Origin of the sequence: Streptomyces sp. NPDC005402 (genome assembly GCF_040606575.1) — a bacterium.
In the GTDB taxonomy this organism is placed as follows: Bacteria; Actinomycetota; Actinomycetes; order Streptomycetales; family Streptomycetaceae; genus Streptomyces.
In genome coordinates this window covers 83,034-109,846 of sequence record NZ_JBEXFB010000027.1, presented here as the reverse complement: position 1 = coordinate 109,846, position 26,813 = coordinate 83,034, and the positions used below count along the sequence as shown (strand labels likewise).

General features: G+C 71.9%; 24 protein-coding genes. 12 read left to right on the top strand and 12 right to left on the bottom strand.

What is annotated here, in order from left to right; translation table 11 throughout:
- Positions 1–223: 223 nt before the first annotated feature.
- Together ABZT02_RS37990 and ABZT02_RS37985 are read right to left on the bottom strand one after the other, a co-directional pair.
- Positions 224–997 carry a hypothetical protein gene (locus ABZT02_RS37990; protein WP_356026132.1) on the bottom strand — a complete coding sequence of 258 codons (774 nt, stop codon included), beginning with the start codon at positions 995–997 and terminating at the stop codon, positions 224–226.
- 127 nt (positions 998–1,124) lie between these two features.
- A complete protein-coding gene (locus tag ABZT02_RS37985) occupies positions 1,125–2,798 on the bottom strand; it encodes a PucR family transcriptional regulator ligand-binding domain-containing protein (protein ID WP_356026129.1) in 1,674 nt (557 codons plus the stop codon).
- 344 nt (positions 2,799–3,142) lie between these two features.
- Here ABZT02_RS37985 and ABZT02_RS37980 point away from each other — a divergent pair, with 344 nt between their 5' ends.
- The 5 genes from ABZT02_RS37980 to ABZT02_RS37960 all read left to right on the top strand — a co-directional run bounded on the left by ABZT02_RS37980 (position 3,143) and on the right by ABZT02_RS37960 (position 9,797).
- Complete coding sequence (locus ABZT02_RS37980) at positions 3,143–4,033, top strand: FAD binding domain-containing protein (RefSeq protein ID WP_356026127.1); 891 nt, start codon at positions 3,143–3,145, stop codon at positions 4,031–4,033.
- Positions 4,033–4,575 (top strand): (2Fe-2S)-binding protein, encoded by a 543-nt coding sequence (locus ABZT02_RS37975; RefSeq protein ID WP_356026125.1) that lies wholly within the window; start codon positions 4,033–4,035, stop codon positions 4,573–4,575. The genes ABZT02_RS37980 and ABZT02_RS37975 overlap by 1 nt, the downstream gene beginning before the upstream one ends.
- 1 nt (position 4,576) lies before the next feature.
- Positions 4,577–6,967: a molybdopterin cofactor-binding domain-containing protein gene (locus tag ABZT02_RS37970; RefSeq protein WP_356026122.1), complete on the top strand. Its 2,391-nt coding sequence runs from the start codon at positions 4,577–4,579 to the stop codon at positions 6,965–6,967.
- 171 nt (positions 6,968–7,138) lie between these two features.
- On the top strand, positions 7,139–8,596 hold the full coding sequence (locus ABZT02_RS37965; protein ID WP_356026120.1) for an NCS2 family permease: 1,458 nt from the start codon (positions 7,139–7,141) through the stop codon (positions 8,594–8,596).
- A 46-nt stretch (positions 8,597–8,642) separates the two neighbouring features.
- Complete coding sequence (locus tag ABZT02_RS37960) at positions 8,643–9,797, top strand: XdhC/CoxI family protein (protein WP_356026118.1); 1,155 nt, start codon at positions 8,643–8,645, stop codon at positions 9,795–9,797.
- Here the strand turns inward: ABZT02_RS37960 and ABZT02_RS37955 are convergent.
- Entirely contained in the window at positions 9,749–11,062 is a 1,314-nt protein-coding gene (locus ABZT02_RS37955) for a lanthionine synthetase LanC family protein (protein WP_356026115.1), read from the bottom strand. The genes ABZT02_RS37960 and ABZT02_RS37955 overlap by 49 nt on opposite strands.
- Positions 11,063–11,084: 22 nt before the next feature.
- Entirely contained in the window at positions 11,085–11,516 is a 432-nt protein-coding gene (locus tag ABZT02_RS37950; protein ID WP_356026113.1) for an SRPBCC family protein, read from the bottom strand.
- A 272-nt stretch (positions 11,517–11,788) separates the two neighbouring features.
- Between ABZT02_RS37950 and ABZT02_RS37945 the strand changes: the two genes are divergently transcribed.
- A complete protein-coding gene (locus ABZT02_RS37945) occupies positions 11,789–12,361 on the top strand; it encodes an HAD-IIIA family hydrolase (RefSeq protein WP_356026110.1) in 573 nt (190 codons plus the stop codon).
- A 3-nt stretch (positions 12,362–12,364) separates the two neighbouring features.
- Here the strand turns inward: ABZT02_RS37945 and ABZT02_RS37940 are convergent, their stop codons facing one another.
- From ABZT02_RS37940 to ABZT02_RS37930, 3 genes are all read right to left on the bottom strand, one after another.
- Positions 12,365–12,673: a DUF3040 domain-containing protein gene (locus tag ABZT02_RS37940; protein ID WP_356026108.1), complete on the bottom strand. Its 309-nt coding sequence runs from the start codon at positions 12,671–12,673 to the stop codon at positions 12,365–12,367.
- Between the two features lie 424 nt (positions 12,674–13,097).
- Positions 13,098–13,709, bottom strand: a complete 612-nt coding sequence (locus tag ABZT02_RS37935) for a DUF305 domain-containing protein (RefSeq protein WP_356026105.1) — start codon at positions 13,707–13,709, stop codon at positions 13,098–13,100.
- A gap of 53 nt (positions 13,710–13,762) precedes the next feature.
- On the bottom strand, positions 13,763–14,149 hold the full coding sequence (locus ABZT02_RS37930; RefSeq protein WP_356026102.1) for a DUF6153 family protein: 387 nt from the start codon (positions 14,147–14,149) through the stop codon (positions 13,763–13,765).
- Between the two features lie 429 nt (positions 14,150–14,578).
- On the opposite strand from ABZT02_RS37930, the gene ABZT02_RS37925 reads away from it, so the two are divergent.
- Entirely contained in the window at positions 14,579–15,442 is an 864-nt protein-coding gene (locus ABZT02_RS37925) for an isocitrate lyase/phosphoenolpyruvate mutase family protein (RefSeq protein WP_356026099.1), read from the top strand.
- Here ABZT02_RS37925 and ABZT02_RS37920 read toward each other — a convergent pair.
- The 4 genes from ABZT02_RS37920 to ABZT02_RS37905 form a co-directional block, all read right to left on the bottom strand.
- Positions 15,405–16,043 carry a hypothetical protein gene (locus tag ABZT02_RS37920; protein WP_356026097.1) on the bottom strand — a complete coding sequence of 213 codons (639 nt, stop codon included), beginning with the start codon at positions 16,041–16,043 and terminating at the stop codon, positions 15,405–15,407. The two genes, ABZT02_RS37925 and ABZT02_RS37920, sit on opposite strands and share 38 nt — an antisense overlap.
- Positions 16,044–16,135: 92 nt before the next feature.
- Positions 16,136–16,831, bottom strand: coding sequence for a DUF1775 domain-containing protein (locus ABZT02_RS37915; protein ID WP_356026094.1), 696 nt, complete (start codon positions 16,829–16,831; stop codon positions 16,136–16,138).
- A 68-nt stretch (positions 16,832–16,899) separates the two neighbouring features.
- Entirely contained in the window at positions 16,900–17,526 is a 627-nt protein-coding gene (locus ABZT02_RS37910; protein ID WP_356026092.1) for a hypothetical protein, read from the bottom strand.
- A gap of 73 nt (positions 17,527–17,599) precedes the next feature.
- Positions 17,600–17,824 (bottom strand): twin-arginine translocase TatA/TatE family subunit, encoded by a 225-nt coding sequence (locus tag ABZT02_RS37905; RefSeq protein ID WP_356026090.1) that lies wholly within the window; start codon positions 17,822–17,824, stop codon positions 17,600–17,602.
- Between the two features lie 226 nt (positions 17,825–18,050).
- Between ABZT02_RS37905 and ABZT02_RS37900 the strand changes: the two genes are divergently transcribed.
- From ABZT02_RS37900 to rox, 5 genes are all read left to right on the top strand, one after another.
- Complete coding sequence (locus ABZT02_RS37900; protein ID WP_356026088.1) at positions 18,051–19,367, top strand: hemolysin family protein; 1,317 nt, start codon at positions 18,051–18,053, stop codon at positions 19,365–19,367.
- On the top strand, positions 19,364–20,386 hold the full coding sequence (locus ABZT02_RS37895; RefSeq protein WP_356026085.1) for a hemolysin family protein: 1,023 nt from the start codon (positions 19,364–19,366) through the stop codon (positions 20,384–20,386). Before ABZT02_RS37900 ends, ABZT02_RS37895 begins: the two co-directional genes overlap by 4 nt.
- A gap of 145 nt (positions 20,387–20,531) precedes the next feature.
- The gene (locus tag ABZT02_RS37890; RefSeq protein WP_356026083.1) at positions 20,532–21,863 is read left to right on the top strand and encodes a hemolysin family protein; all 1,332 of its coding nucleotides are present in this window, start codon (positions 20,532–20,534) and stop codon (positions 21,861–21,863) included.
- Positions 21,860–22,876, top strand: coding sequence for a hemolysin family protein (locus ABZT02_RS37885; RefSeq protein ID WP_356026080.1), 1,017 nt, complete (start codon positions 21,860–21,862; stop codon positions 22,874–22,876). Before ABZT02_RS37890 ends, ABZT02_RS37885 begins: the two co-directional genes overlap by 4 nt.
- 187 nt (positions 22,877–23,063) lie before the next feature.
- Entirely contained in the window at positions 23,064–24,503 is a 1,440-nt protein-coding gene (gene rox, locus ABZT02_RS37880) for a rifampin monooxygenase (RefSeq protein ID WP_356026078.1), read from the top strand.
- 438 nt (positions 24,504–24,941) lie between these two features.
- Here rox and ABZT02_RS37875 read toward each other — a convergent pair whose 3' ends face one another.
- Positions 24,942–26,588 carry an allantoin permease gene (locus tag ABZT02_RS37875; protein ID WP_356026075.1) on the bottom strand — a complete coding sequence of 549 codons (1,647 nt, stop codon included), beginning with the start codon at positions 26,586–26,588 and terminating at the stop codon, positions 24,942–24,944.
- Positions 26,589–26,813: the final 225 nt, after the last annotated feature.

Genomic DNA, 26,813 nt, shown 5'->3' with positions numbered 1-26,813 from the left:
GTCCGTCCTCGGTCCGGCGGCTCGGTCATTTGAGCAGGGCCCTGTAACGGACGCCGGCCGCTGCGGGCGGACACCCCCCACCCCGTCCCCTTCCCGCCGTACGCGGCCAACGGTCCGTCCTGGCGCAGGGTGACTGCGGCCCTGAGGGGCGCGGGGAACTGCGCGACCAGCCCCCACGCGCCCGCAGCCCGACCCGGCACCCCCTGAGCGCGCCCCCGTCACCTCACGCCGAAGCCGCCGGCGGCGCCAACTGCCGTGCCAGCCACGTAGGTACTCCGCCCAGCAACCGGTACAACCGCCGCGCCTCCTCGCGCAGTCGGGACGCCTCCGGCTCCACCTCCGCGTCCGCCAGTGAGGCGAGCGCCGGTGCCGTGCCCACCAGGTAGCCCAACTCCTCACGGATCCGGAGCGATTCGGCGAACCCGTGCCGCGCCTCGGCCAACTCGCCCTCCCGTAGGGCCAGTCCGGCGAGGTGGCGCCAGGTGAAGGACAGCAGCAGGGAGTCGGACTGGGCCGTGGCGCCCGCGTGGGCGCGGCGGTAGGCCGCTCGGGCCGCCTGGGGGGAGTGGGTCAGGTTCTCCGCCAGCAGACCCCGGCGGAAGTCCAACAGGGCCCTGCCCTGCGCCCCCGGAGGGATCAGCGCCGCCGCGCGGCCCAGCGCCGCCCGCGCTTCGTCCGCGCGGTCCCGGACCCCGTGAAGCGTCGAGGCGTACGCAAGCTGCCCCCGTTCACAAGCGGCGGCCCCCCGTTCGTCGTCGCTGTGGGCCAGCGCCTCGGCGGTGCGCAGCGCGTCCTCCGCCTCCGGCCAGCCCTGCTCCGTGTACAGGCAGCGTTCCACCAGCAGTGCCGCTCTCTGCAGGGCCGCCTCTGCGGTGACCGGTTGGAGCAGGGCGGCCGCGTCGGCCCAGCAGGCCCGTGAGCGCAGCCGCCATACCGCGGTCTGGAGTGGATCGTCACCGGCGGTCGTTCCGTTACCAGACATGGCGGTATGCGCCACGTTGCCCTCCCCGAGCGCGCCGTCGAGCTTTGAGTGGTGGCGGCATCTCAGCACGAAACGACGGGCCCGGCCAAGGGGGTGGGTGAAGGAATTCACAAAGTCGTGGGAGTCGGGGGGCTCACAGGTTTCAGCTCATCCGCAGTGCCAGGAAGAAATCCAGCTTGTCCTCGAGGCGCGAGAGGTCACGGCTCGTCAACTGCTCGATGCGTCCGACGCGGTAGCGCAGCGTGTTGACGTGCAAGTGGAGACGGGTCGCGCAGCGGGTCCAGGAGCCGTCGCAGTCCAGGAAGGCCTCCAGGGTGGGGATCAACTCGGCCCGGTGGCGGCGGTCGTAGTCCCTGAGCGGGTCGAGGAGGCGGGCTGTGAAGGCTCGGCGGACGTCGTCGGGCACGAAGGGCAGCAGCAGGACGTGCGAGGCCAGCTCCTGGTGGCCTGCCGCGCAGACTCTGCCCGCGCGGGCCGCCGCCACCCTGCGGGCGTGCCGGGCCTCCTCCAGCGCGCCTCGCAGGCCCTCCGCCGAGTGGACCGACGCGCTGACGCCCAGGGTGACCCTGCCGTCGTCGTCGAGGCCGGCCGTCAGGGGGTCCCGGACCGCTTCGAGCAGGGCGTCCGCGAGGATGCCCGACTCCGAGCCGTCGTGTTCGGTCGAGACCGCGGGGAGGGGGACGAGCGCGATCGCCTCGTCGCCGGTGTGGGCCACCGCTATGCGGTCGGAGGGCTCGGGGCCGGTCGCGAGGGGGTCCACCAGGATCTCCTCCAGGAGGGACTGCGCCATCGGGCCGCCCTCCAGCTCCGTGTCCTGCCATTCGACCCTGGCCACCACGACCTGCCAGTGCGGCGCCGCCCCCAGACCGGGCAGGAGGACCGGCGCGGCGACTCGCAGACGGGCGGCGATCTCGGCCGGTGCCGCTCCTGTCTGGACCAGTTCCAGGACCTCCTGGGCCAGGCGGCGGCGGACCGTGCGGGCCGCGTCTCTGCGGTCCCGCTCGACCGCGATCAGCTGGGCGACGCCCTGGAGGAGGTCCAGGCGCTCCTCCGGCCAGTCGCCGGCGTCCGCCTCCACCGCCAGCAGCCAGTCGGACAGGACCGTCTCGCGTACGTCTCTGGAGGCCTGGGGGGACCGGCCGCTGCTGCGGATCGGGAAGAGGGAGTAGGCCGACGAGCCGAGCGTGACCCGGTGGGGGCCTCGGCGGCCTGTGCGGGCCGCAGCAAGGTGTTCGGCCGCGAGCTTCGCGCAGGTGTCCGCGGGGAGGCCGGGGCCCGCCACCTTCGGGCCCGCGATCAGGCGGCCGGTCGGGGAGAGGACCCACGCGCGCAGGTCCAGGTCCGAACCCAGGAGGTCGAGGACCACGTCCGGGCCGCCGCCCGCCGGGCCCGACGTCATCATGCGACGGTGGCGGTCCACCACGGCCGCCAGGTCGCCCGCGCGCTCGCCGGAGACCTGCCGTACGACATGCTCGGTGATCGTCGCGAAGGCCACCGACTCGTGCACCGCGAACAGGGGGAGGCGGTGCCGGGCGCAGGCGACGACCAGGTCCTCCGGGACGTCGCCCAGCTCCGCCTCGCCGGCTGCCAGCGCCGCCACCTGGGCCTGCACGAGGAGTCGTACGAACGGCTCCGAGTCGGCGGCGTCCCGGCGCCAGGCGAGGCCCGTCAGGACCAGTTCCCCGCCCGAGAGGTAGCGGCTGGGGTCGCGCAGGTCCGTGGTCATCACACCGCGTACGGTGCGGTCCAGTTCGTCCTCGCCGCCGAGCAGCCGCAGGCCCAGCGCATCGGTGTCCAGCAGTGCGCGCAGCCGCATTCTCGTCGCCGCCGTTCTTTGTCTCGAAATCTACGATGGAGAAGGGGTCCGGTGGGGTCGGGAGCGGCTTCCGCCATCTCCGGGGCTGTGTCCCAGGTCACGTGGGCTGTCTCGGATGTTTCCCGGGGAAAACATGGAGGTTACTGAGCACCTCCGTTCATACGAATCTACAAGATGAGGGCCCCGACCAGCCAACTCCTTCATGGTTTCCGTGACTGACCCCGTTGGAGTACACCGCTGTGTACTGGCTCCACTCCACGTGAACAGCACATGAACGAGCCGGGCCCGCCGCACACGATCTGGCTCGATCCGTACGACCCCCAAGACGAAGAAGAGAGCCGGTCATGGACTTCCTTCGCCCCGCCAGCTGGGAGGAGGCGCTCGCCGCCAAGGCCGAGCACCCCACCGCTGTGCCCATCGCGGGCGGCACCGATGTGATGGTCGAGATCAACTTCGACCATCGGCGGCCCGAGTACCTGCTCGACCTGAACCGCGTCACCGACCTCACCGAGTGGGAGGTCGGCGAGGACACCGTGCGGCTCGGCGCCTCCGTGCCGTACACCCACATCATGGAGAACCTGCGCGGCGAGCTCCCGGGCCTGGCCCTCGCCTCGCACACCGTGGCCTCCCCGCAGATCCGCAACCGCGGCGGCGTCGGCGGCAACCTCGGCACCGCCTCCCCGGCCGGTGACGCCCACCCCGCCCTCCTCGCGGCCGGCGCCGAGGTCGAGGTCGAGTCGGTGCGCGGATCGCGTCTCATCCCGATCGACGCGTTCTACACCGGCGTGAAGCGCAACGCGCTGGCCGCCGACGAGCTCATTCGCGCCGTGCACATCAAGAAGGCCGACGGGCCCCAGCAGTACTCCAAGGTCGGCACGCGCAATGCCATGGTCATCGCCGTGTGCGCCTTCGGGCTCGCCCTGCACCCCGCGACGCGGACCGTGCGCACCGGGATCGGTTCGGCCGCTCCCACGCCCGTTCGGGCCAAGGCCGCCGAGGAGTTCCTGAACGCCGCTCTGGAAGAGGGCGGGTTCTGGGACAACGGCAAGATCATCACGCCTTCGGTCGCCAAGCAGTTCGCGGACCTGTGCGCCGCCTCCTGCAACCCGATCGACGACGTCCGGGGCACGGCGAGCTATCGCCGCCACGCGGTCGGCATCATGGCCCGCCGCACGCTGACCTGGACGTGGGAGTCGTACCGCGGCACCGCCGCCCGCACGGAGGGAGTCGCGTGATGCGCGTCAATTTCACGGTCAACGGACGTCCGCAGGAAGCCGACGACGTGTGGGAGGGCGAGTCCCTGCTGTACGTGCTGCGCGAGCGGCTCGGGCTGCCCGGTTCGAAGAACGCCTGCGAGCAGGGGGAGTGCGGCTCCTGCACGGTCCGCCTCGACGGCGTCCCGGTGTGTTCCTGTCTGGTCGCCGCCGGGCAGGTCGAGGGACGCGAGGTCGTCACCGTCGAGGGGCTCGCGGACTACGCGAAGCAGCGGTCCTGCCCGACCGGCGCCTGCGGTACGTCCCCGCAGGACTCCCACACCGGCGAGGGCACCGAACTCGCCCCGATCCAGCAGGCGTTCATCGACGCCGGTGCCGTCCAGTGCGGCTTCTGCACGCCGGGGCTGCTGGTCGCCGCCGACGAGATGCTGGAGCGCAACCCGAACCCGAGCGACGCGGACATCCGCGAGGCGCTGTCGGGCAACCTGTGCCGCTGCACCGGCTACGAGAAGATCATGGACGCGGTCCGCCTCGCGGCCGCCCGGCAGGGAGAGGCGGTCTGAGATGTCCACTCCCAACGGCACTCCCACCAAGATCACCCAGGGTTCGAAGACCAAGGGCGGCATCGGCGAGTCGACGCTCCGCCCGGACGGCACCCTCAAGGTCACCGGCGAGTTCGCGTACTCGTCCGACATGTGGCACGAGGACATGCTCTGGGGGCAGATCCTCCGCTCGACCGTCGCGCACGCCGAGATCGTGTCCATCGACACGAGCGAGGCCCTCGCCCTGCCGGGCGTGTACGCCGTCATGACGCACGACGATCTGCCGACCGAGGTGAAGAACTACGGTCTGGAGATCCAGGACACCCCGGTCCTCGCCCACGGCAAGGTCCGTCACCACGGTGAGCCGGTCGCGATCGTCGCCGCCGACCACCCGGAGACGGCCCGCCGCGCCGCCGCGAAGATCAAGGTCGAGTACCGCGAGCTGCCCGTCGTCACCGACGAGGCCTCCGCGACCGCCCCCGACGCGATCCTCGTCCACGAGGGCCGCGACGACCACCACATCGGGCACGTCCCGCACCCCAACATCGTCCACCGGCAGCCGATCATCCGCGGTGACGTCGAAGAGGCCTCGCAGCAGGCCGACTTCGTCGTCCGGGGCGAGTACACCTTCGGCATGCAGGACCAGGCCTTCCTCGGCCCCGAGTCGGGTCTCGCCGTGCCGGACGAGGACGGTGGCGTCCACCTCTACGTCGCCACCCAGTGGCTGCACTCCGACCTGCGGCAGATCGCGCCCGTCCTCGGCCTGCCCGAGCGCAAGGTGCGCATGACGCTGTCCGGTGTGGGCGGGGCCTTCGGAGGCCGCGAGGACCTGTCGATGCAGATCCACGCCTGTCTGCTGGCACTGCGCACCGGCAAGCCCGTCAAGATCGTCTACAACCGCTTCGAGTCCTTCTTCGGGCATGTCCACCGCCACCCGGCCAAGCTCCACTACGAGCACGGGGCCACGCGCGAGGGCAAGTTGACCCACGTCAAGTGCCGGATCGTCCTCGACGGCGGCGCGTACGCCTCCGCCTCCCCGGCCGTCGTCGGCAACGCCGCTTCGCTCGGCATCGGGCCGTACGTCGTCGACGACGTCGAGATCGAGGCCATCGCGCTCTACACCAACAACCCGCCCTGCGGCGCGATGCGCGGCTTCGGCGCGGTCCAGGCGTGCTTCGCCTACGAGGCGCAGATGGACAAGCTCGCCGACGCGGTGGGCATGGACCGGGTGGAGTTCCGGCAGCTGAACGCCATGGAACAGGGCACGATCATGCCGACCGGCCAGCCCGTCGACTCGCCCGCCCCCGTCGCCGAACTCCTGCGCCGCGTCAAGGCGATGCCGCTCCCGCCGGAGCAGCAGTGGCGCTCCGCCGGCGAGGAGGCCGACGTACGGCAGCTGCCGGGCGGTCTGTCGAACACCACCCACGGCGAAGGCGTCGTACGGGGGGTCGGCTACGCGGTCGGCATCAAGAACGTCGGCTTCTCCGAGGGTTTCGACGACTACTCGACCGCCCGCGTGCGCATGGAGGTCGTCGGCGGTGAGCCCGTCGCCACCGTGCACACGGCCATGGCGGAGGTCGGCCAGGGCGGAGTCACCGTCCACGCGCAGATCGCCCGCACCGAACTCGGCGTCACGCAGGTGACCATCCAGCCGGCGGACACTCAGGTGGGCTCGGCGGGTTCGACCTCGGCCTCGCGTCAGACGTACGTCACCGGCGGCGCCGTCAAGAACTCCTGCGAGCTCGTCCGGGAGAAGGTCCTGGAGCTCGGGCGCCGCAAGTTCGGCTCCTACCACCCCGCCTGGGCCACCGCCGAACTGCTCCTGGAGGGCGGCAAGGTCGTCACCGACGGGGGTGAGGTCCTCGCGGACCTGGTCGACGTGCTGGAAGAGGAGTCCGTGGAGGTCGAGGCCGAGTGGCGGCACCGGCCGACCGAGGCCTTCGACCTGCGTACCGGGCAGGGCTTCGGACACGTCCAGTACTCCTTCGCCGCCCACCGCGCGGTCGTCGAGGTCGACACCGAGCTCGGCCTGGTCAAGGTGATCGAGCTGGCCTGCGCGCAGGACGTCGGCAAGGCGCTGAACCCGCTGTCCGTCATCGGCCAGATCCAGGGCGGCACGACCCAGGGCCTGGGCATCGCGGTGATGGAGGAGATCATCGTCGACCCGAAGACGGCGAAGGTCAGGAACCCGTCCTTCACGGACTACCTGATCCCCACGATCCTCGACACGCCGACCATCCCCGTCGACGTGCTCGAACTCGCCGACGACCACGCGCCGTACGGGCTGCGTGGCATCGGCGAGGCACCCACCCTGTCCTCGACCCCGGCCGTGCTCGCGGCGATCCGCAACGCGACCGGGCTGGAGCTCAACAGGACGCCGGTACGCCCCGAACACCTCACGGGCATGGCGTAGTCAGTCCCTCCGGGCGGCGCCGGGAACGTCACACTTCGCCGCGCCGCCCGGAGTACCCAGTTCGTTCGTCTCGGGCCGTCCCCCGGGTCGTGCGGCCGAACCACCTTCCCAAATCCCGCAGCCGCACAGGCGGTTGACGGGTGCCCCTGTGAACCTTGGGAGTAGGCCCACATGACCCAGCAGTCACTGGAGCCGGCGACCGTCGCCGACGACGCGGGAGAAGGCACCCGCGTCCCGGCCGGCAGGTCCTGGCTCGACCGGTACTTCCACATATCCCGGCGAGGATCCACGGTCGCGCGTGAACTCCGCGGCGGCGTCACCACCTTCATGGCGATGGCGTACATCCTCCTGCTCAACCCCCTGATCCTGTCCGGCAAGGACGCGGCGGGGGACACGCTCGGCCAGAAGGCACTCATCACCGCGACCGCGTTCGCGGCGGCCCTCACCACGCTGCTGATGGGCTTCTTCGGCAAGGTACCGCTCGCGCTCGCCGCCGGCCTCTCCGTCTCCGGCGTGCTGTCCTCGCAGGTCGTACCCGTGATGACCTGGCCGCAGGCCATGGGCATGTGCGTGATGTACGGCGTGGTCATCATGCTGCTGGTCGTCACCGGCCTGCGCGAGATGATCATGAACGCGATCCCGTTGGCCCTCAAGCACGCGATCACCATGGGCATCGGTCTGTTCGTCGCCCTGATCGGCTTCTACAAGGCCGGCTTCGTCCACCAGGGCAAGGCGACCCCGGTCACGCTCGGCCCCACGGGCGAACTCGCGGGCTGGCCGGTCCTGTTGTTCGCCGTCACCCTCCTCGCCATCTTCATGCTCCAGGCGCGCGGCGTCCCCGGCGCGATCCTGATCGGCATTCTCGGCGGGACCGTACTCGCCGTGGTCCTCAACGCGGTCGGGGCCGTCGCCCCCGAGCAGTGGGCGAGCGGCGCCCCCGAACTGCACGGCGGCGCGGTCTCCATGCCGGACTTCTCGATCTTCGGGAAGGTCGAGTTCGGCGGCTGGGGCGAGGTCGGCGCGATGACGGTCGGCATGATCGTGTTCACGCTGGTGCTCGCCGGGTTCTTCGACGCGATGGCCACCATCATCGGCGTCGGCACCGAGGCCGGACTCGCCGACGAGCAGGGCCGGATGCCGGGCCTGTCCAAGGCGCTGTTCATCGACGGCGCGGGCGGTGCCATCGGCGGGGTGGCGGGTGCCTCCGGGCAGACCGTCTTCGTCGAGTCGGCCACGGGGGTCGGCGAAGGCGCCCGTACCGGCCTGTCCTCCGTCGTCACCGGCCTGTTCTTCGCGGCCTGCCTCTTCTTCACCCCGCTCACCGCGATCGTGCCGGGCGAGGTCGCGGCCGCCGCCCTGGTGGTGATCGGCGCCATGATGATGATGAACGCCCGCCACGTCGACTGGGCCGACCGCGCCACCGCGATCCCGGTCTTCCTGACCGTCGTGATCATGCCGTTCACCTACTCGATCACGGCGGGCGTCGCCGCGGGCGTCATCTCGTACGTGGCCATCAAGGTCGCGCAGGGCAAGGCGCGCGAGATCGGCGCCTTCATGTGGGGACTGACGGCGATCTTCCTGGTCTACTACGCCCTCAACCCGATCGAGATCTGGATGGGCGTGCACTAGCCGCTCGAACCCGCCCGTACGCAACCGCTGTGAAGGAGACCGAGACATGCTGGACATCGCCGACGAGCTGCACCGGTGGGTCGAGCAGGAACGTGACTTCGCCGTGGCCACCGTGGTGGCCGTCGGCGGCAGCGCGCCCCGCCGGCCCGGCGCCGCCCTCGCGGTGGACGCCGACGGCACGGCGATCGGCTCGGTCTCCGGCGGCTGCGTGGAAGGAGCGGTCTATGAGCTGTGCCAACAGGCCCTCGCGGACGGTGAGTCGGTCCTCGAGCGCTTCGGCTACAGCGACGAGGACGCCTTCGCCGTCGGCCTGACCTGCGGCGGCGTCATCGACATCCTCGTCACCCCGGTCCGGGTCGGCGACCCCGTCCGCACCGTGATCACGGCCGCGCTCGCAGCCGCCGCGAAGGGACAGGCGGCGGCCCTGGCACGAATCGTCTCCGGGCCTCGGGAACTCGTCGGCCGTGCGCTCGTCGTAGGGCCCGAAAACGTCTCCGGGTACGGCGGTTTCGGCGCCCATCCCGAGCTGGACCGCACGATCGCCGCCGAGGCCGGCGCCTTCCTGGACGCGGGCCGCACCGGCACCCTGGAGATCGGCGAACAGGGCTCGCGCTGCGGCGCCCCGCTCACCGTGCTCGTCGAGTCCTCCGTGCCACCGCCCCGGATGATCGTCTTCGGCGCGATCGACTTCGCGTCGGCGCTGGTGCGGATCGGCAAGTTCCTCGGCTACCGGGTCACCGTGTGCGACGCGCGCCCCGTCTTCGCGACCGAGGCGCGCTTCCCGGAGGCCGACGAGGTGGTCGTCGAGTGGCCGCACCGGTACCTGGAGCGCACGGAGGTCGACGCCCGGACGGTGCTGTGCGTCCTCACCCACGACGCCAAGTTCGACATACCCCTGCTGCGACTGGCCCTCAGGCTCCCGGTCGCCTACGTGGGCGCCATGGGCTCCCGCCGAACCCACCTCGACCGCACCGAACGCCTCCGCGAAGTCGGCGTGACCGAACTGGAGTTGGCGCGGCTGCGGTCACCCATCGGCCTGGACCTCGGCGCTCGTACGCCCGAGGAGACAGCCCTGTCGATCGCGGCGGAGATCGTGGCCAACCGGCGGGGCGGCAGCGGGACTCCACTCACCGGCGCGCACACGCCGATCCATCACGACGGGACGTCGGCACCGGCCCGCCGGATCGGTTCGGTGGCCTGAGCGGACACCTGGGGCTGGTCCGGCCACGCGAAGGCGTACCGCGGATCGCCGCCCCGGCTCAGCCGGACGAACCGCAGCAGTTCACGCACGATGCCCGCGCCGCCCTGCGCCCAGCTGGTGCCTGGTTCGAGGTCGCTGGGGGTGGCCCGGTGCTCGACGTTGGACCAGCGGGCGCCGTCGGTGTCCCGCACCGCGCGGGCGGCGAGGTCGGCGACGAGGATCCGCGCGAAGTCGTGGGCCTCCTGCCCTTCGGCACGCTCGGCGATCCGGTCGCCGGCCAGGGCGAGGACACCCGCCGTGCCGCAGCAACGGCCGTTGTTGTCCCAGAACCCCGGCCGCAGCCGCTGGGGGATGCCGGAGTGGGTGACCGTGTGCCAGCAGCGGTCGGCGAGCGCGGCCCAGGCCGGGTCGCCGTGGGTGTCGCGCAGCAGCCGGAACATGTGGGCATCACCGGCCGGGCCGTGGCACCAGCCGTAGCTGACCGGCTCGATCAGGTCCGGCAGGAACTGCGGGGTGGAGTGCGGGACCAGAAACCCGTCCGGGCCGCCCTCGTCGCGGGCGACGACGTCCGCGACCCCGGCCAGCGCCAGGTCGACCAGGTCGGTGCGGCCGGTCGCGTGGCCGATCCGGGCGAGGGCGTAGGCGAAGCCCAGCGTGCCGTGGGACATGTGGTGCAGACGGGAGTCCGTGCCCGGGCGGTGCGGCCAGGTGACGCCCCACGGGGTCTTCTCCGCGGCCCGCAGGTAGGGCTCCACCGCGAGGACGGCGAACTCGGGGTCGCCGACCGTCAGGGCGGCCAGGCCGATCCCGCCGTTGCCGCCCATCAGCTCGAACAGCTCGCCCCAGCGCTCCCCGTCGAAGCGCGCGCGCACGAGAGCCATCGCGCGGTCGGCCGCCGTACCGCAGGCGGTGTCGTCGAGTTCGTCGCGCAGGGTGTGCAGGACCAGGGCCATGCCGGACCGGCCGAAGTACAGGGAGTCGTCCTCGTGGCCGTCGACGGCGGCGGCCAGACCGCGGCCCGCGCGGAGTGCGAGATCGGCGTAGGAGTCGTCGCCCAGGTGCCGCCACGCCTCCAGGAGCACGGGGACGATCCCTGCCGTGCCGCTGTAGAGGGTCGGGTCGGTCTTCTCCTGCGAGGGCGCGGTCGGCCAGGCGAGTCCGCCGTCCGCGGTCTCCCGCCCGGCGGCCACCAACCAGCGCAGCCCGTCCACCGCGAGCGCCTCGACCTCGTCCACCCGTACGGTCGTACCGTCAACTGCCGTCATGGCAGCCACTGTTGCATGTCCTTCAGGTCCCCCGCAGCAGCCGGTTCAGCGCCCGCCCGAACACCGACCGGGCCACGACACGCAGCAAGGACTGGGGGAGCAGGGGAACCCGCAGCTTCTCACGCCAGATCACGCGCGCCCTGCCGCCCGGGCCCGGATGAACCTCCAGTTCGGCCCAGCCCCGCACCACCCGGCCGCGCTTCTCCAGACGGCACAGGCCGGAGACGCCCTCCGCCGGCGGGCGCCAGACCGTGACCTCCATGGGGTCGTCGAAGCCGAGCGGGCCGATCCCCGAACGGGCGACGACGAGCGTTCCCTCGGCCGTCGGCCCCGGCGGCACGACGGTGACGCGCGTCAGGGGGACGACCTCGCCGTGGCGGGGCCACTCGGTGAGGCGGCGCCAGGCCTCGTCCGGGGAGAGCGGGGCCGTTCGTTCGAGGAGGAAGGTGACCACGAGCCGATCTTAGGGAATCCGTCCTGCTCAGCGGGGATTTCATAGGGGTCTCGCATACTTGGCGCAGCGGGGTGTGGGCGGGAAGGCGTATGCGCGTGTACACCACGCCTCTGCCAGGGCCACAGGAGCTCTGACGCACCTCGCCGGGCTCGATGCCGGGCCGGCACCCACCGCCTCACCCTGACCTGTAGATCGCGCCCGGCCGCATGGACCGGCCGTACGCGGTTACTCGCGGAGAGGAAGAAGTGCACGCGAGAGCCGGGAGGTGGCCCATGACGCACGTGCGTACGGTGCTGTTCGACCGTGACAGCATCCTCGCCGAAGACACCTCCGACCCCGGCCGGGTGCGCCCGGCGCCCGGTGCCCGTGAGGCGCTCGGCATGTTGCGCCTGCACGGCGTTCGCACCGGGTTCGTCGCCCTGCAACCGGGCATCGGGCACGGGCGGCTCAGCGACGCCGACGTGCGCGCCGTCAACCACCGCGTCGACGAACTGCTCGGCCCCTTCGACATCTGGGGAGTGTGCCCCCACGGCCCCGGTGACGGCTGCCACTGCCGTCCACCCGAACCGGGCCTGATCCTCTGGGCGGCGGGCCGGGTGTGCACCGCGCCGACCGACTGCGCGGTCGTCGGCACCGCGGCGGACGCGGAGGCCGCGGCCCGGGTGGGCGCCCACGGGATCCTCGTACCGGACGAGCGGACCCGGCCCGAGGAGACGGCGAGGGCCGATCATGTGGCGCCGGACGTCCTGACCGCCGTACGGGCGCTGCTCGCAGGGCCGCCGCAGGGGCGGGTCCTGGTCGACGAGCGGCCGATCGAGGCGGCCTTCGAGGAGGGCGAGGCGTGACGCTCAGGGTTCCGACCAGCGGCACAGCAGCCGGAACACGGCGAACAGGGCCAGTGGCCAGACGGCCGCGAAGGCCCAGATCACCGCGGGGCGCGAGGTGACGATGCCCGTCACCATGAGCGTGCTCGCGACCGCGAGCAGCAGGCCCACGGTCAGGACGTGCGGCCGGTAGTGCGCGACCCGGGACAGGTCCGGCCGTCGGCGCAGCCGCCCTGTACGCATCCGGCGGTCCAGCCGGCGGTCGCGGCGCAGGGCGCGTTCCATCTCGTTGAGAAGGCGCTGTTCGTGATCGGGGAGTCGCCCTGTCGTCACTGTCGCTCCTCGTGGTTCCGGAGAGTCCTTCTACGGGTGCCCGCAGAAGGACCCGCGAACCGTCCGGTCACTCGGCGTGGAAGGTCGCGTCCCCCTGGTCGCCCGTCCTGCTCCTGAGCAGCCGAACTGCGGTGCGTCTCAAGGGAGTTCCCCGGAGTTCACGTCGAGGCACGTGCCGCTGTTGCGGTTGACCAGCGTGTACGGCGTCGGCGTGGCCCCGGTCTCGCCGGACATGCCGTCCCAGTAGTCCAGCCAGGGATCGGTGCCCTTCGACGACTTGAGCGGATTGGTGTAGGGGCGGCCGTCGGCCCGCGGAGGCCGACGGGGTCGCCGACACCGGACCCTGCGGAGGCCCGGGGGAGCCGGTGACGGCCACGGTGCCCGCGCCGAGCGGCACGGGCACCCTGGCCGTCACGCGGGCGCGTCAGTTCTCGCCGAGGAGCTTCTTCATCTCGCTGATCTCGGCGTTCTGCGTCGTGATGATGTCACCGGCCATGGCTGTCGCGGCCGGGTAACCACCCTTGGCCTTCTCGGTGGTGGCCATCTCGACGGCGCCCTCGTGGTGCTCGACCATCATGGTCAGGAACATGGAGTCGAAGTCCTTGCCGGACATCTTCTTCAGCTTCTCCATGTCGGCGCCGTCCATCATCCCGGCCATGCCGGAGTGCGCCGAGTGGTCCATGCCGGGCATCGCCTCGGGGACCTTCTCGTCCCAGGTCTTCAGCCAGCCGGTCATGGTCTCGATCTCCGGGCCCTGTGCCTTCTCGATCCGGGCGGCGAGGTCCTTGACCTCGGCGGCGGAGGCCCGGCCGTCGGCCAGTGCGGCCATCTCCACGGCCTGCTGGTGGTGCGGGATCATGCCCTGCGCGAAGGAGACGTCCTGGGCGTTGTGGGCGTCGGCCGAGGTCTCGGCGGACGCCGAGGGCGAGGAGGCGGCCGAGCCGCTGTCGCCGCCACACGCCGTGAGGGTGAGGGCGGCGCTCACGGCGACCGCCGCGAGACAGGCACGGCGGATCGGGGTACGGGTGGTGCGCATGCTGGAACTCCAGTGCTGTGAAAGGGATCTGGACGCGGCGGAACACGCCGTGTCTAGATCCGCAAAAGCTGGAGTTCCGCGAGGGAGGGCGGTGCGCGGGCGCCTTCCTGGGCCGCGGTCGTCTGAGCGCACAGAGGAGTCGTGCCCGGGGCGCCTCCCGACGGGTCGGGAACGAGCGCGGGCAACGCGGGCCCGCCGCTCACGGCCCCCGACGCACAGGTCGCGTCGGCGTGGTGGAGATGACCCGAGCCGCAGCCGTCGTGACAGGTTGTGTCGACGGTGACGGCGGCCGTCGCCACGTGCGCGGACCTGCTCTCGTGCCCGCCCATGCCGCCACCGGGCGCCAGGGCGTGCATGCCCAGCACCCCCACGAGCAGCCCGAGCACGAGCAGCGCCCGCCACAACGGCGGGCGCGCGGTGGGCTGCTCGGAGCTGGTCATCGGGCTCATCCTAGAGGGGGCTGTGTCACGGCTGTGCCTCCACGCCGTCCGCCCTACGTACGGCCCGGCGCCGCCCCTCGTTCAGAGCACGCCCTCCGGCTCGGGCCCCGTCGCTTCCCACGCCCCGTCCCGACTGCGGGCCCGGCCGTGGCAGAGGTACGGCGAACCCGCCCGGCGTCCCTGAGAGAGTTCACGCGGGCTGTCGGGCCCGATTTCCCCGGAACCGGCCGAGGAGCGAGGCGGGGAGCGCCGAGTCGATGCGCGGGCGGTTCTCGCGACGACGAGGCCGTCCGCCCGACCTGCTCCGACGGCCCCCGGTCCCCCCACGGCGGCCGCCGAGGACCACGCCGTAAAAGGAGTCCGCCCGCGCGTCCTCCGGCGTACGTTCTCCGGGAGCCCGCCGAGGGGCGGCGGGCCGGGAAGGACCGTGTGGACACCGACAGCCGAGCCAAGGCACAGCGCTTCGCCGATCTGCACCGGGAGGGGTGCTTTCTGCTCCCCAACGCCTGGGACGTGGGCAGCGCCCGGATCCTGGAGGCGGCCGGGTTCCCGGCCGTGGCGACGACGAGCGCGGGCGTCGCGTTCTCCCTCGGACGGCCCGACCACGACTTCTTCGCCGAACAACCGCCGGAGGACCGCGTCGACCGCGCGACCATGCTGCGCCGGGTCGGCGAGATCGCGAGCGGGATCGCCGTGCCGTTGAGCGCGGACCTGGAGGACGGCTACGGCGAGTCGCCCGAGACCGTCGCCACCACCGTCGCGAAGACCCTCGCCGCCGGAGCCGCGGGCGGCAACATCGAGGACTTCACCGGCGACCGCACCCGTCCCCTCTACGACGAGAAGCTCTCCGCCGACCGCATCCGCGCCGCCCGCGAGGCTTTGGCGGCCGAGGGTGAGCCCTTCGTCCTGGTGGGCCGGACCGACGCGCTGCTGGTCGGTGGCACGCTCGACGAGGCCGTACGGAGGGCCAACGCCTACCTGGAGGCGGGTGCCGACTGCGCGTTCGTCCCCGGCGCTGCCGACGCCGAGACCATCGGCACGCTGGCCCGCGAGATCGACGGCCCGCTCAACGTGGTCATGGGCCTGACCGGCAACGCGCTCTCCCTCGACGACCTGCGCGCCCTCGGCGTCCGGCGGGTGACGGTCGGCGGCAGCATCGCCCGTGCGATGTACCGCCATCTGCTCGACGCCGCACGGGAGTTGGCCGACCTGGGCACCTTCTCCTACGCGGCCGACCAGCTCTCCCAGACGGAACTCAACGACCTCTTCCGGCAGGGCTGGGCGCAGGGCTAGCGGCGGGGCCGTAGGACGGCACCACACAGCTCGGCGCCTCGGGGGCGTCCTCGGCGTGCCGCGTCAGTGCGCAGACCGTGCGCAGGGCGACCTTCCAGCCGTCGTCCTGGAGTACGGCCGCCCCCGGACCGCCGGAGTCCAGCCGGCGCCCCTCGCGCGTGAGGTCGTAGGCCACCTCGGCGTGCACGTCCGAGGTGTACGACACGGAGGTCACCTCCGCGCGCAGCTTGCTGCCGCTCGGGTCGCGGAAGAGGTTGTCGATCATCAGGGCGTTCTCGTCGCCGTCCTCGACGACGTCACTGCGCTGGTCCAGGGAGGACTTCGGGTCGAAGAGGACCGTCCAGGCCTCCCGGATGTCCTGTTCCGTCTGCTCCGGATCCGAGGGCGCGGTCGCGGTCGGTGACGGGGAGGCGGAGAGCGACGGGGAGCCGCCGGCCGTGGTCGGGCCCGGCGATCCGGCGGCGGAGGACCGGGCCGTCCGGGAGGCCCCGCCGTCTCCGCCGCCGTCGCTGTCGTCGCAGGCTCCGGTGAGGACGAGGGCGGTGACGGTCAGGGCCACCGCCCAGGTCCCGTGCCGTGCAGGGGAGTTCGCGCAGGTCATGGCACTCCATCTCCGGGTACGCCGTGTGGCTGGCCTACCCGGAGGCGGGGGATTCATCCGGAGCCCGCGGGAAAACCCCCGACCGGGTGCGGTTACTCCTCCGCGCCGCCCCGCCGCCGTACCGCGAAGACCACCGCGGCCACCGCCACGAGGATGCCCGCGCCGATCCCGGTCCAGGCCCCCGCGGACAGCCCGCCCTCGTCGTCCTTCTCGCTGTCGGCGGCCTGCGGGGAGGCCGCGGGCGTCGTTTCCGCGACTGTCGGGGACAGGCTCTCGGAGACGCCGGGCGAGGGGCTGACCGGCTTCGAGCCCGGTGCGGCCGCCTTCAGCTTCAGTGTCGGCGCCGGGTTGTCCCCGTTCTCGTCCAGCTCGATCCAGCGGTCGACGTGCCCGTCGCCGTAGGTCTGGAGGGTCTTGAAGGGCACCTCCTCGGCGTCGGGCAACTGGCGTACGACGACGGAGTACTCGGCGCTCTCGCCGGTCCTCAGTTCCGCGCCCTTGACGCTGTAGCCGTCGTCGGTCGCGCTGAACTTCCAGCCCTCGGGGCCCTTGCCGTACGTCACGTCTGCGGGGGCGATGCCCTCGGGCAGGACCACCCGTACCTCCTTGATGCCGGAGGTGTCGGACTCGGCCTCGGCGTGGAAGGAGACGGTGACGTTCTCGGCGAGTGCCTGCGCCTTGTCGGCCTCGACCTCGGTATGGGCGGCGGCCGGAACGGCGGTCAGGAGCACGGCGGTTGCGGCTCCGGCGGCCGCAACGGACAGACGGGACAGGGGGATACGGGACATGGAGGTCTCCAGGCAGGGTGGCACGGCGGGGCGGCCGTCCGGCGTGGGCCGTACCGGCGTCCCCGGGGTCAGTTGGCGAGAGCTGCGCTCGTCGCCGGAGGACCCCGCCGTACCACCGCGTGCGCCAGCAACGGCTGTGCGGTGAGCGGCCGTTCGTCGTACGTCGGCACCACGACCGCCGCGCTCGTCGGTGCGGGTGACGTCGGCCGGCTGAACAGCAACCGGGCGGCGGCCAGTCGGTCCCGTACCGCGTCGAGTGCCGCCGTCACCCCGCGGGCCACCGTCCAGCAGGCCGCGTCCGCGCGGTGCAGCAGGACGGCGACGAGCGCGGCGACCAGCGAGTGGGCGGCCGTCATGGCGAGGGAGCCGTGGAGCCGCTCGTGCCGCACCGCGTGGGCGTCGTGCACATGGCCGCCGGGGCGATGCGGGGCCGCGGTGAGCGTCAGCCACAGATGCAGCCCGGACTGTCCCGCGACACTGCACGCGACGACCGTCGCCAGGCTTCTGGGCCGCTGCACACCGATGAGGCCCACCGCGAAGAGCACCGCCGTCGCGGCGACACCGTGCCTCCAGGGCACCGGGCCCTCGGCGAGCAGATGGTGGGCGCTGACCCCGAGCACCGTGCCGACGACGGCGAACACCGCGGCCCGCAGAACGGGCAGCGGCGCGCGAGTCGTCGTGGCGGGCGGGTGCATGACCCGCTCATCATGGATCATCGCGGGGCCGGTCGGCGGGGAAACAGCGGACCGCCCAAGGATGCCGGGTGCCTCAGCGGGCGCCGTGCCCCGGCTCGCTCTCCCCGGTGGTCCCGGGCCGGAGGACCTCTCCCGGGACGACCCGGGATTCGGGGCGGCCCGCCTTCGCCGCGCGGGCCTCCGCCTTGAGGATGCGCGCCGACCTGCCCGCCGTACGCGTCAGCTCCGGGCCCTTTTTGACGGCGATGACCGCTATGACGACGATCAGGATGATCGCGAGCTCGCTCAGTCCGAACATGGAGAAGGCCTCCGTCAGGGTGACACCGAAGTCGGACGAGATGCCCGCCGGACCGGCAGGGTACCCCGCACCGCCACGGACCAGCGACGGTCTTTACTTTGCTCATCCTTTACTCTTGAGTGGAACGTCCCCGACCGACGAGAAGGAGCCACAGTCCCGCAATGGGTGAGCCTCCCAGTACCAGCCGTGCCGTCCACCGCCCGACCAGGGGAGCGGGGGTGGCCCGGTGACCGAGATCCTGCTGCTCCTGCTGGCCCTCCTCCTCACCCTGGCCTGCGCCGTGTTCGTCGCCGCCGAGTTCTCCCTGACCACCGTCGAGCGCGGTGACCTGGAGCGGGCCGCCGAGGCCGGTGAGCGGGGCGCCGACGGCGCGCTGAAGGCCGTACGCCGGCTGACCTTCCAGCTCTCCGGCGCCCAGCTCGGCATCACGGTCACCTCGCTGGTGATCGGCATGCTCGCCGAGCCCTCCCTCGCGGCGCTCCTCAAGGGCCCGCTGAAGGCCGTCGGCCTGGGTGGGGCCGCCGCTCCGGTGGCGACCGCGCTGGGCGTGGCCCTGTCCACCGTCGTGCTGATGGTGGTCGGTGAGCTGGTGCCGAAGAACTGGGCGATCTCGCGCCCGCTGGCCGTCGCCAAGGTCGTCGCCGGACCCCAGAGCGCTTTCACCGCCCTGTTCGGCCCGTTCATCCGCCATCTCAACGGCACCGCGAACCGTTTCGTACGACGCTTCGGTCTGGAGCCCGCCGAGGAACTGGTCTCCGCCCGCAGCCCCGAGGAGCTCGTCGCGCTGGCCGAGCACTCCGCCGCCGAGGGCGCCCTGGAGGCCGACAGCGCCGAACTGTTCGTACGCACCCTGCACCTGGGCGAGCTGACCGCCGAGAACGTCATGACACCGCGCGTCGACGTCAAGGCCCTCGAAGCCCACGCCACGGCCGCCGACGCCGCGAACCTCACCCACGCCACCGGCCTGTCCCGCTTCCCGGTCTACCGCGACAGCCTGGACGAGGTCATCGGCACCGTGCACATCCGTGACGTGCTCGCCCTGGAACCCGAGAAGCGGGCCGCCACCCCGGTCACCGACCTGGCCACCGCGCCCCTCCTGGTCCCGGACAGCCTCACCGCCGACCGGCTCCTGGAGCGGCTGCGGACCACCCGCACCATGGCCGTCGTCATCGACGAGTACGGCGGCACGGCGGGCGTGGCGACGGTCGAGGACATCGTCGAGGAGGTCGTCGGCGAGGTCCGCGACGAGCACGACCCCGTCGAGACACCTGATCTGCGGCCCGCCGGTGACGGGGTGTGGGAGGCCGAGGGATCCGTCCGCGTCGACCAGCTCGGCGAGACGGGGCTCACGGCACCCGAGGGGCCGTACGAGACCGTGGCCGGACTGGTCGCCACCCGCCTCGCACGCATCCCCGCCAAGGGCGACGACATCGAGGTGCAGGGCGGCTGGCGTATCGAGGTCCTGGAGGTCGACCATCACCGGGCCGACCGTGTTCGGATCACCGCACCGGCCCTGGTCCGGACCGGGGAGGAGGTCCGATGACCACCGTCCAGCTGCTCGTCGGCGCCCTGACCCTGCTGACCAACGCCTTCTTCGTGGGCGGCGAGTTCGCCCTGATCTCCGTGCGCCGCAGCCAGATCGAGCCACGCGCGCGCGACGGCCACAAGCGGGCCCGGATGACCCTGTGGGGTCTCGAACACCTCTCCGCGATGATGGCCACCGCCCAGCTCGGCATCACCGTCTCCTCGCTGGTGCTCGGCGCGGTCGCCGAACCGGCCATCGCCCACCTGCTGGAGCCCGGCTTCGCGGCGGCCCGCATCCCGGACGGCCTGGTCCACCCGATCGCGTTCGTGATCGCCCTGTCGCTCGCCACCTATCTGCACATGCTGATCGGCGAGATGGTGCCGAAGAACATCGCGCTCGCGGCCCCCGTGCCGACCGCGCTGCTCCTCGGACCGCCGCTGGTCGCCCTCACGCGCGCGCTCAAGCCCTTCGTGTTCGGCATCAACGCCTTCGCCAACGCGCTGCTGAAGCTGCTGCGCGTCGAACCCAAGGACGAGGTCGAGTCGGTGTTCACCGACGACCAGCTGGCCCGCATGGTCGTCGACGCGCGTGAGGCGGGGCTGCTCTCGCCCGCCGACGGCGAACGGCTGCGGGACGCGCTGGAGCTCGGCACCCGGCCGGTCGGCGAGATCCTGGTCCCGGTGCCGAAGATGCGGACCGTCGACGCCTCGGTGACCCCGGCCCGCCTGGAGCGGGTCGCCGCCGAGGCGGGCTACTCCCGCTTCCCGGTCACCGGCCCGGACGGCACCCTGCTGGGCTATCTGCACATCAAGGACACCCTCGGCGTCACCGACCGCGACCGGCCCTTCCCGCGCGGCACCCTGCACCCGGTCACCCGGGTCCGCATCGACACCCCGCTGGACGACACCCTCACCGCGCTGCGCGCCGACGGAAGTCATCTGGCGGCGGTGACGGGGGAGACGGGGACCGTCCTCGGCTTCGTGACCATGGAGGACGTCCTCAGCGAACTGGTCGGGCCGACGCCGGCCGCCGCGTGACCGCCGGGCGGTGACGCCGCCCGGCCGGTAGAACGGGGGAACGCCGCCTTCGCCCCGGTCGTTCACACAGCACACATCACTACCGAAGGAGCAAGCCCGTGTCCGCCACACCGACGGACTCCCGCCCGACGCGATCGACCCGCCGTTGAGTACCACGAGTGCCCTGCTGGGCCTGCTGGCCGTGTTCCTGCTGACCGCCGGCACCGGCTACTTCGTCGCCCAGGAGTTCGCGTACGTCTCCGCGGACCGGCTCGCCCTCTCCCGCGAGGCGGACGCCGGCGACAGGAAGGCCGCCAGCGCGCTGACGGTGCTGGAGCGGCTGTCCTTCATGCTCTCCGGCGCCCAGCTGGGCATCACCGTCACCGGTCTGGTCGTCGGCTTCATCGCCGAACCGTCGGTCTCCGCCCTGCTCGAACCCGCCCTGACCGGCCTGGGCGTCCCCGAGGGGGCCGTCGGCGGGATCTCCGTCGTGCTGGCCTTCGTCCTGGCCACCGTCGTTCAGATGGTCCTGGGCGAGCTGGCCCCGAAGAACCTCGCGATCGCCGTCCCGGAGCGGCTCGCGAAGGCTCTCGCCCCCTCCACGCTCGGCTACCTCAAGGTCGTCGGCCCGCTGGTGCACGTCTTCGACGGGGCGGCCAACCGCCTGCTCCGCAAGGCCGGCATCGAACCCGTCGAGGAACTCCACCACGGCGCCACCCTGGAGGAGCTCGGCCACCTCATCGGCGAGTCCCACGAACAGGGCGAACTGCCCAGGGACACCGCCGAACTCCTCGACCACGCCCTGGACTTCTCCGAGCGCACCCTCGACGAGGTGATGGTGCCGCGCGTCGACGCCGTCTTCGTGCGCAAGGACGCCACCGCCGCCGAGGCCGTCGACCTGATCGCCAAGCACGGCCACTCCACCTACCCCGTCCTCGGTGACCACCCCGACGACATCCCGGGCGTCCTGGGCGTACGGGAGCTGACGCGCCTGCCGGCCGGCGAACTGACCCGGGCCACCGCGGGCGCCCTCGCCCGCACCCCGCTCCTGCTGCCCGACACCCTCCCGCTGCCGGAGGCCGTCGAGCAGATGCGGGAGCGCGACGACGAGTTCGCGGTCGTCCTGGACGAGCACGGCGGCGTCGCCGGCATCGTCACCTACGAGGACATCGCCGAGGAACTGGTCGGCGACATCGCCGACGAGACCGACACCGTCACCGAACCCGCCGTGCCCGACGGGGACGGCTGGCTGGTCGACGCCGGCCGGCGGCTCGACGAGATCGCCGACGCCACCGGCGTCGAACTGCCCGAGGAGGAGGACTACGACACCGTCGCAGGACTGGTCGTGGACCGCCTCGGCCGCTTCCCGGCGATCGGGGACCGGGTCACCGTGGACCTGCTCGACGGGGGCCGCGCGGTGATCGACGTACGGACACTGGACCGGCACGTGCCGGAACGCGTCCGCGTGGAGAGGGTGGAGAGGGTGGAGCCGACATGAGTTTCCCGATGGCGCTCTTCGTCACCGTCCTGCTGCTGATCGGCAGCGGCTTCTTCGTCGCCGCCGAGTTCGCCCTGGTCGCCGCCAAGCGGCACCGCATGGAGAAGGCCGCGGCCGAGGGGCGGCGCGGGGCGAAGGCGGCCCTGGCCGGGATGCGCGAGCTGTCGCTGATGCTGGCCGGTGCCCAACTGGGCATCACCGTCTGCACGCTGGGCCTCGGTTCGGTCTCCAAGCCCGCGATCTCCCACGAACTCGACCCGCTGCTGCACGACGTGGGCCTGCCCAACACGCTCAGCTACGGCGTGGCCTTCGTGTTCGCGATGGTCGTCGTGGTGTTCCTGCACATGGTGCTCGGCGAGATGGCCCCCAAGTCCTGGGCCATCGCCCACCCCGAGCGCTCCGCGATGCTGCTCTCACCGCCCTTCCGGGGTGTCGTCAAGGTGGTCCGGCCGCTGATCTCGGTGCTGAACAGGATGAGCAACGCGCTGGTACGGCTGTGCCGGGTCACCCCGCGCGACGAGCTGGCCGCCGTGCACAACCGCGAGCAACTCACCCATCTCGTCGAGGAGTCGGAGCGTCTCGGACTGATCAGCGAGGCCGACTCGGAGCTGCTCACCCGTTCGCTCACCGAGCCGGAGACCCCGGTCGGCGAGCTCCGCATCCCGGCCGCGGAGATCACCTCGGTGCCCGGCACCGCCGACCTCGGCGCCGTCCTGCGCACGGCCGCCGAGCACGACCGCACCCGCATGCTGGTCCGCGAGGGCGACCTCGTGCTCGGCTCGCTCCACGCCCGCGACGCCCTGGTCGCCCGTGCCCAGGGCCGCACCGCCACCGCCCGTACCCTCGCCCGTCCGGTCCCGGAGCTGACGGAGGACACCAAGGTCGCCGACGCGATCGACCTCCTGCGCCGCAACCGGGCCTCCCTGGCGGTCGTACGGGACGGCGCCGGCACCCTCACGGGCATGGTGACGCTGGACGACCTGCTGGCGCGGTACCTGCAACCGCAGTCCTGATCCGGATTCCGCGCACACATGAGGAAAGGCAAGGAGGTCACCACCTCCCTGCCCTCTTCAACGTATAGCTCACGGGGGGCCTTGCGACAAGGCCCCGGTGGTGCCGCACAATCTCCGTCCGAGGCCGGCACCTGCGGAAACAGGTGATTCGCGGAGTGCGTGGCGCTCGCTCATGGAGGGGGAACTCGTGTTCGACGTGATCATCGTGGGTGGCGGGCCGACCGGCCTGATGCTGGCCGCCGAACTGCGGCTGCACGGTGTGCGGGTGGTCGTGCTGGAGAAGGCGGCGGAACCGACCGGGATCGTCCGCTCGCTCGGGCTGCACGCGCGGAGCATCGAGGTGCTGGACCAGCGCGGGCTGCTGGAGCGGTTCCTCGCGCACGGAAAGCAGTTCACGGCAGGCGGTTACTTCGCCGGCATCGACAGGCCGTGGCCGGACGGGCTGGACAGCGCGCATGCCTACGTCCTCGCCATCCCGCAGACCGTCACCGACCGCCTGCTGGCCGAGCGCGCCGTCGAGCTCGGCACCGAGGTCCGGCGCGGCTGCGAGCTGGTCGGGCTGAGCCAGTACGACGACGACGGGGCCGGGGCCGGGGTGAGCGCCGAACTCGCCGACGGTACGCGGCTGCGCGCGCGCTTTCTCGTCGGCTGCGACGGCGGCCGCAGTACCGTGCGCAAGCTGCTCGGGGTCGGCTTCCCCGGCGCACCCGCCAGGACCGAGACGCTGCTCGGCGCGATGGAGGTGGGTGTGGAGCCGGAGACGGTCACCGCCGTGGTCACCGAGATCCGCCGGACCCAGCGGCTGTTCGGCCTCGGACCCTTGGGGGACGGGCTGTACCGGGTCGTCGTACCCGCCGAGGGGGTGAGCGGGGACCGCTCGGTCGCGCCGACCCTCGACGAGTTCAAGCGCCGGCTCCGGGCGGTCGCCGGGACCGACTTCGGTGTGCACTCACCGCGCTGGCTCTCCCGCTTCGGCGACGCCACCCGGCAGGCCGAGCGCTACCGGGTCGGCCGGGTACTGCTGGCCGGCGACGCGGCCCACGTCCACCCGCCGGTCGGCGGACAGGGACTCAACCTGGGCCTCCAGGACGCGTTCAACCTGGGCTGGAAACTGGCCGCCGAGGTGGCCGGATGGGCGCCCGAAGACCTGCTGGACAGCTACCACGCAGAACGGCATCCGGTCGCCGCCGACGTCCTGAACAACACCCGCGCGCAGATGGAGCTGCTGTCCACCGAGCCCGGGCCGCAGGCGGTGCGTCGGCTGCTGGCCGAGCTGATGGACTTCGACGAGGTGAACCGGTACCTGATCGAGAAGATCACCGCGATCGGCGTCCGTTACGACTTCGGCGAGGGCCATCAGTTGCTCGGCCGACGCCTGCGGGACCTCGAGTTGCAGAGCGGCCGCCTCTACGAGCTGATGCACGCCGGCCGGGGACTGCTGCTCGACCGGACCGGGCGCCTCTCGGTGGCGGGCTGGGCGGACCGGGTCGACCACGTCATCGACACCGGCGAGGAACTGGAGGCCCCCGCGGTACTGCTGCGGCCGGACGGCCATGTGGCCTGGGCCGGCGAGGACCAGCGGGAACTGCTGGACCGGCTGCCCAGGTGGTTCGGCGCGGCCGCCTGAGCGTGCCGTCGATTCGACAGGGCGACTCCGACCCGACGGGCGGGGTGTCCGCGGCGGCGGAGCCTCGTACGGGTCGTACGGCGAACAGGGCAGGCTGGCGGCCGAGTTCGAGCCGGTCCTCGGGTCGGCCGTGCGGCTGGACCCACCGCGGATGCCGATCCGGCCGGGCGCGACGGGGACAGGGCGACCGTCTCCAAGAACCGGGCGCCGGGGCGGGAATCGAGCGCGTCCACCAGTTCGGCCGCGGCACCCTCACCGGCTGCTCGACGAGGTCGGGCGGGCATACCGACGGCCCCGCTTTCTCATGGTGGTCCGGAGCCACCCGTCTGGACAGGGGCCTCGACGTGCTCCTGGAGTTCGTGTGCGAGAACGTACGCACCCGCGAGGCCCGGACTCGCCGGGCGCTCGCGGGTGTGGTCCGGTGCCTACCGGCTGGGGTCAGGCGGTGGCGGGCAGGACGTGGTCGCCGGTCTTGTCCGTGCTCAGGCACAGCGAGCAGACCACCGCGTCGTGCGTGGCACAGGCGGCCAGGTCGGGGCGCTCGTAGGGCTGGCGGCAGACGTGGCAGTCGTAGGTGACCGCGCTCGGGTTGCCGTCCGGGTCCAGCATCGGCTCGTCGATGCCGTCGTCGGTGCGGCGCAGGTAGTACCTGCCCTTGGTGACGATCGCCATCAGCGGGGTGAGGACGAAGGCGATCACGGCGGCGGCGACGGGGGAGTACGGCTGGAGGGCGTCGCCGAGGGCGTGGAAGTACATGGCGATGGACAGACCGGACGCGGCGACGAAGGCCACGACACCCACCGGGTTGACCGCGTAGAGCAGGCCGCGGCGGAACTCGGGGGCGTGCGGGGAGAGTTTGAGCAGGTACTTGTTGATGCCGATGTCGGTGGCCACGGTGACGACCCAGGCGATGGCGCAGTTCGAGTAGAAGCCGAGGATGTCGTTGAGGAAGCTGAACATGTCGGCCTCCATCAGGACCAGCGCGAAGCCCAGGTTGACCAGGACGAAGACCATGCGGCCGGGATAGTGCTTGGTGAGCCGGGTGAAGGAGTTCGTCCAGGCGAGCGAGCCGGAGTACGCGTTCGTCACGTTGATCTTGATCTGGCTGATCACGACGAGGGCCACGGCCAGCGGGACCACCAGCCAGGACGGCATCATCGCGTCGAAGGCGCCCTTGAACTGCTGGATCGGCTCGGGAGCCACGTCCGGACCGACCTCGGCGAGGATGTACACGGCGAGGAAGACACCGATGGCCTGCTTCAGCGCGCCGAGCACCACCCAGCCGGGTCCGGCCATGATGACCGCGGTCCACCAACTGCGCTTGTTCGCCTCGGTCTTGGGCGGCATGAAGCGCAGGTAGTCGATCTGCTCACCGATCTGCGCGATGAGCGAGAGACACACGCCCGCGCCGAGCAGCACGGACGCGGTGTTGACGCCGCCGTCGCCGTCGGTGCCCGCGTAGGCGAGGAAGCGGTCGACGGTGCCCGGGTCGGTGGAGACGAGGTAGACCAGCGGGCCGACCATCAGCAGCAGCCAGATCGGCGTCGTCCACACCTGGAGCTTGCTCAGCGCCTTCATGCCGTAGATCACCAGGGGGATGACCATGAGGGTGGAGACCAGGTAGCCCAGCCACAGAGGCAGTCCGAGGCCGAGCTTGAGGCCCTGGGCCATGATCGAGCCTTCGAGGGCGAAGAAGATGAAGGTGAAACTGGCGAAGATGACGCTGGTGAGGACCGAGCCGTAGTAGCCGAAACCGGAGCCGCGGGTGATCAGGTCGAGGTCGATGTTGTAGCGGGCGCCGTAGTAGGCGAGGGGGAAGCCGGTGACGAAGATGACGACGGCGGCGACCGCGATCGCCACGAGCGCGTTGCCGGTGCCGTGGGCCAGGCCGATTCCGGCGCCGATGGAGAAGTCGGCCATGTAGGCGATGCCGCCGAGGGCCGTGGTGGCCACGACCATGGGGGTCCAGCGGCGGTAACTGCGGGGTGCGAAGCGGAGGGTGTAGTCCTCCAGGGTCTCCTTGACCGCCTGGTCGGCGGATGTCGAAGGGTCTGCCGTTGCCGGCCGTGACTCTGTGGTGCTCATGTCACGCCTCCCAGTGGTGCTCGTCATGCGGGCGGTGGGGGATGCGTGGGAGCCCCGCGTGGCGTCGTCGGCAGGCCGGGGAGTCGACGGGCCGGCGTGAGCGGTTCTTGGCCCTGTATACGACTCGGGTCCCACGGCCCGTCACGCTAGAAAGCGGTTGTTACCGACGCGGGCGGAGTGTCATGTCCGCGATGTTTCTGGAATCTCACCGCCGCTGATCGGCGT

Excerpts from the sequence above, each read along its gene's own strand:
- ABZT02_RS37985 (WP_356026129.1), bottom strand. The coding sequence starts at position 2,798 with ATGCGGCTGCGCGCACTGCTGGACACCGATGCGCTGGGCCTGCGGCTG.
- ABZT02_RS37980 (WP_356026127.1), top strand. The coding sequence starts at position 3,143 with ATGGACTTCCTTCGCCCCGCCAGCTGGGAGGAGGCGCTCGCCGCCAAG.
- ABZT02_RS37975 (WP_356026125.1), top strand. The coding sequence starts at position 4,033 with ATGCGCGTCAATTTCACGGTCAACGGACGTCCGCAGGAAGCCGACGAC.
- ABZT02_RS37970 (WP_356026122.1), top strand. The coding sequence starts at position 4,577 with ATGTCCACTCCCAACGGCACTCCCACCAAGATCACCCAGGGTTCGAAG.
- ABZT02_RS37965 (WP_356026120.1), top strand. The coding sequence starts at position 7,139 with ATGACCCAGCAGTCACTGGAGCCGGCGACCGTCGCCGACGACGCGGGA.
- ABZT02_RS37960 (WP_356026118.1), top strand. The coding sequence starts at position 8,643 with ATGCTGGACATCGCCGACGAGCTGCACCGGTGGGTCGAGCAGGAACGT.
- ABZT02_RS37955 (WP_356026115.1), bottom strand. The coding sequence starts at position 11,062 with ATGACGGCAGTTGACGGTACGACCGTACGGGTGGACGAGGTCGAGGCG.
- ABZT02_RS37945 (WP_356026110.1), top strand. The coding sequence starts at position 11,789 with ATGACGCACGTGCGTACGGTGCTGTTCGACCGTGACAGCATCCTCGCC.
- ABZT02_RS37935 (WP_356026105.1), bottom strand. The coding sequence starts at position 13,709 with ATGCGCACCACCCGTACCCCGATCCGCCGTGCCTGTCTCGCGGCGGTC.
- ABZT02_RS37930 (WP_356026102.1), bottom strand. The coding sequence starts at position 14,149 with ATGACCAGCTCCGAGCAGCCCACCGCGCGCCCGCCGTTGTGGCGGGCG.
- ABZT02_RS37920 (WP_356026097.1), bottom strand. The coding sequence starts at position 16,043 with ATGACCTGCGCGAACTCCCCTGCACGGCACGGGACCTGGGCGGTGGCC.
- ABZT02_RS37915 (WP_356026094.1), bottom strand. The coding sequence starts at position 16,831 with ATGTCCCGTATCCCCCTGTCCCGTCTGTCCGTTGCGGCCGCCGGAGCC.
- ABZT02_RS37910 (WP_356026092.1), bottom strand. The coding sequence starts at position 17,526 with ATGCACCCGCCCGCCACGACGACTCGCGCGCCGCTGCCCGTTCTGCGG.
- ABZT02_RS37905 (WP_356026090.1), bottom strand. The coding sequence starts at position 17,824 with ATGTTCGGACTGAGCGAGCTCGCGATCATCCTGATCGTCGTCATAGCG.
- ABZT02_RS37895 (WP_356026085.1), top strand. The coding sequence starts at position 19,364 with ATGACCACCGTCCAGCTGCTCGTCGGCGCCCTGACCCTGCTGACCAAC.
- ABZT02_RS37885 (WP_356026080.1), top strand. The coding sequence starts at position 21,860 with ATGAGTTTCCCGATGGCGCTCTTCGTCACCGTCCTGCTGCTGATCGGC.
- ABZT02_RS37875 (WP_356026075.1), bottom strand. The coding sequence starts at position 26,588 with ATGAGCACCACAGAGTCACGGCCGGCAACGGCAGACCCTTCGACATCC.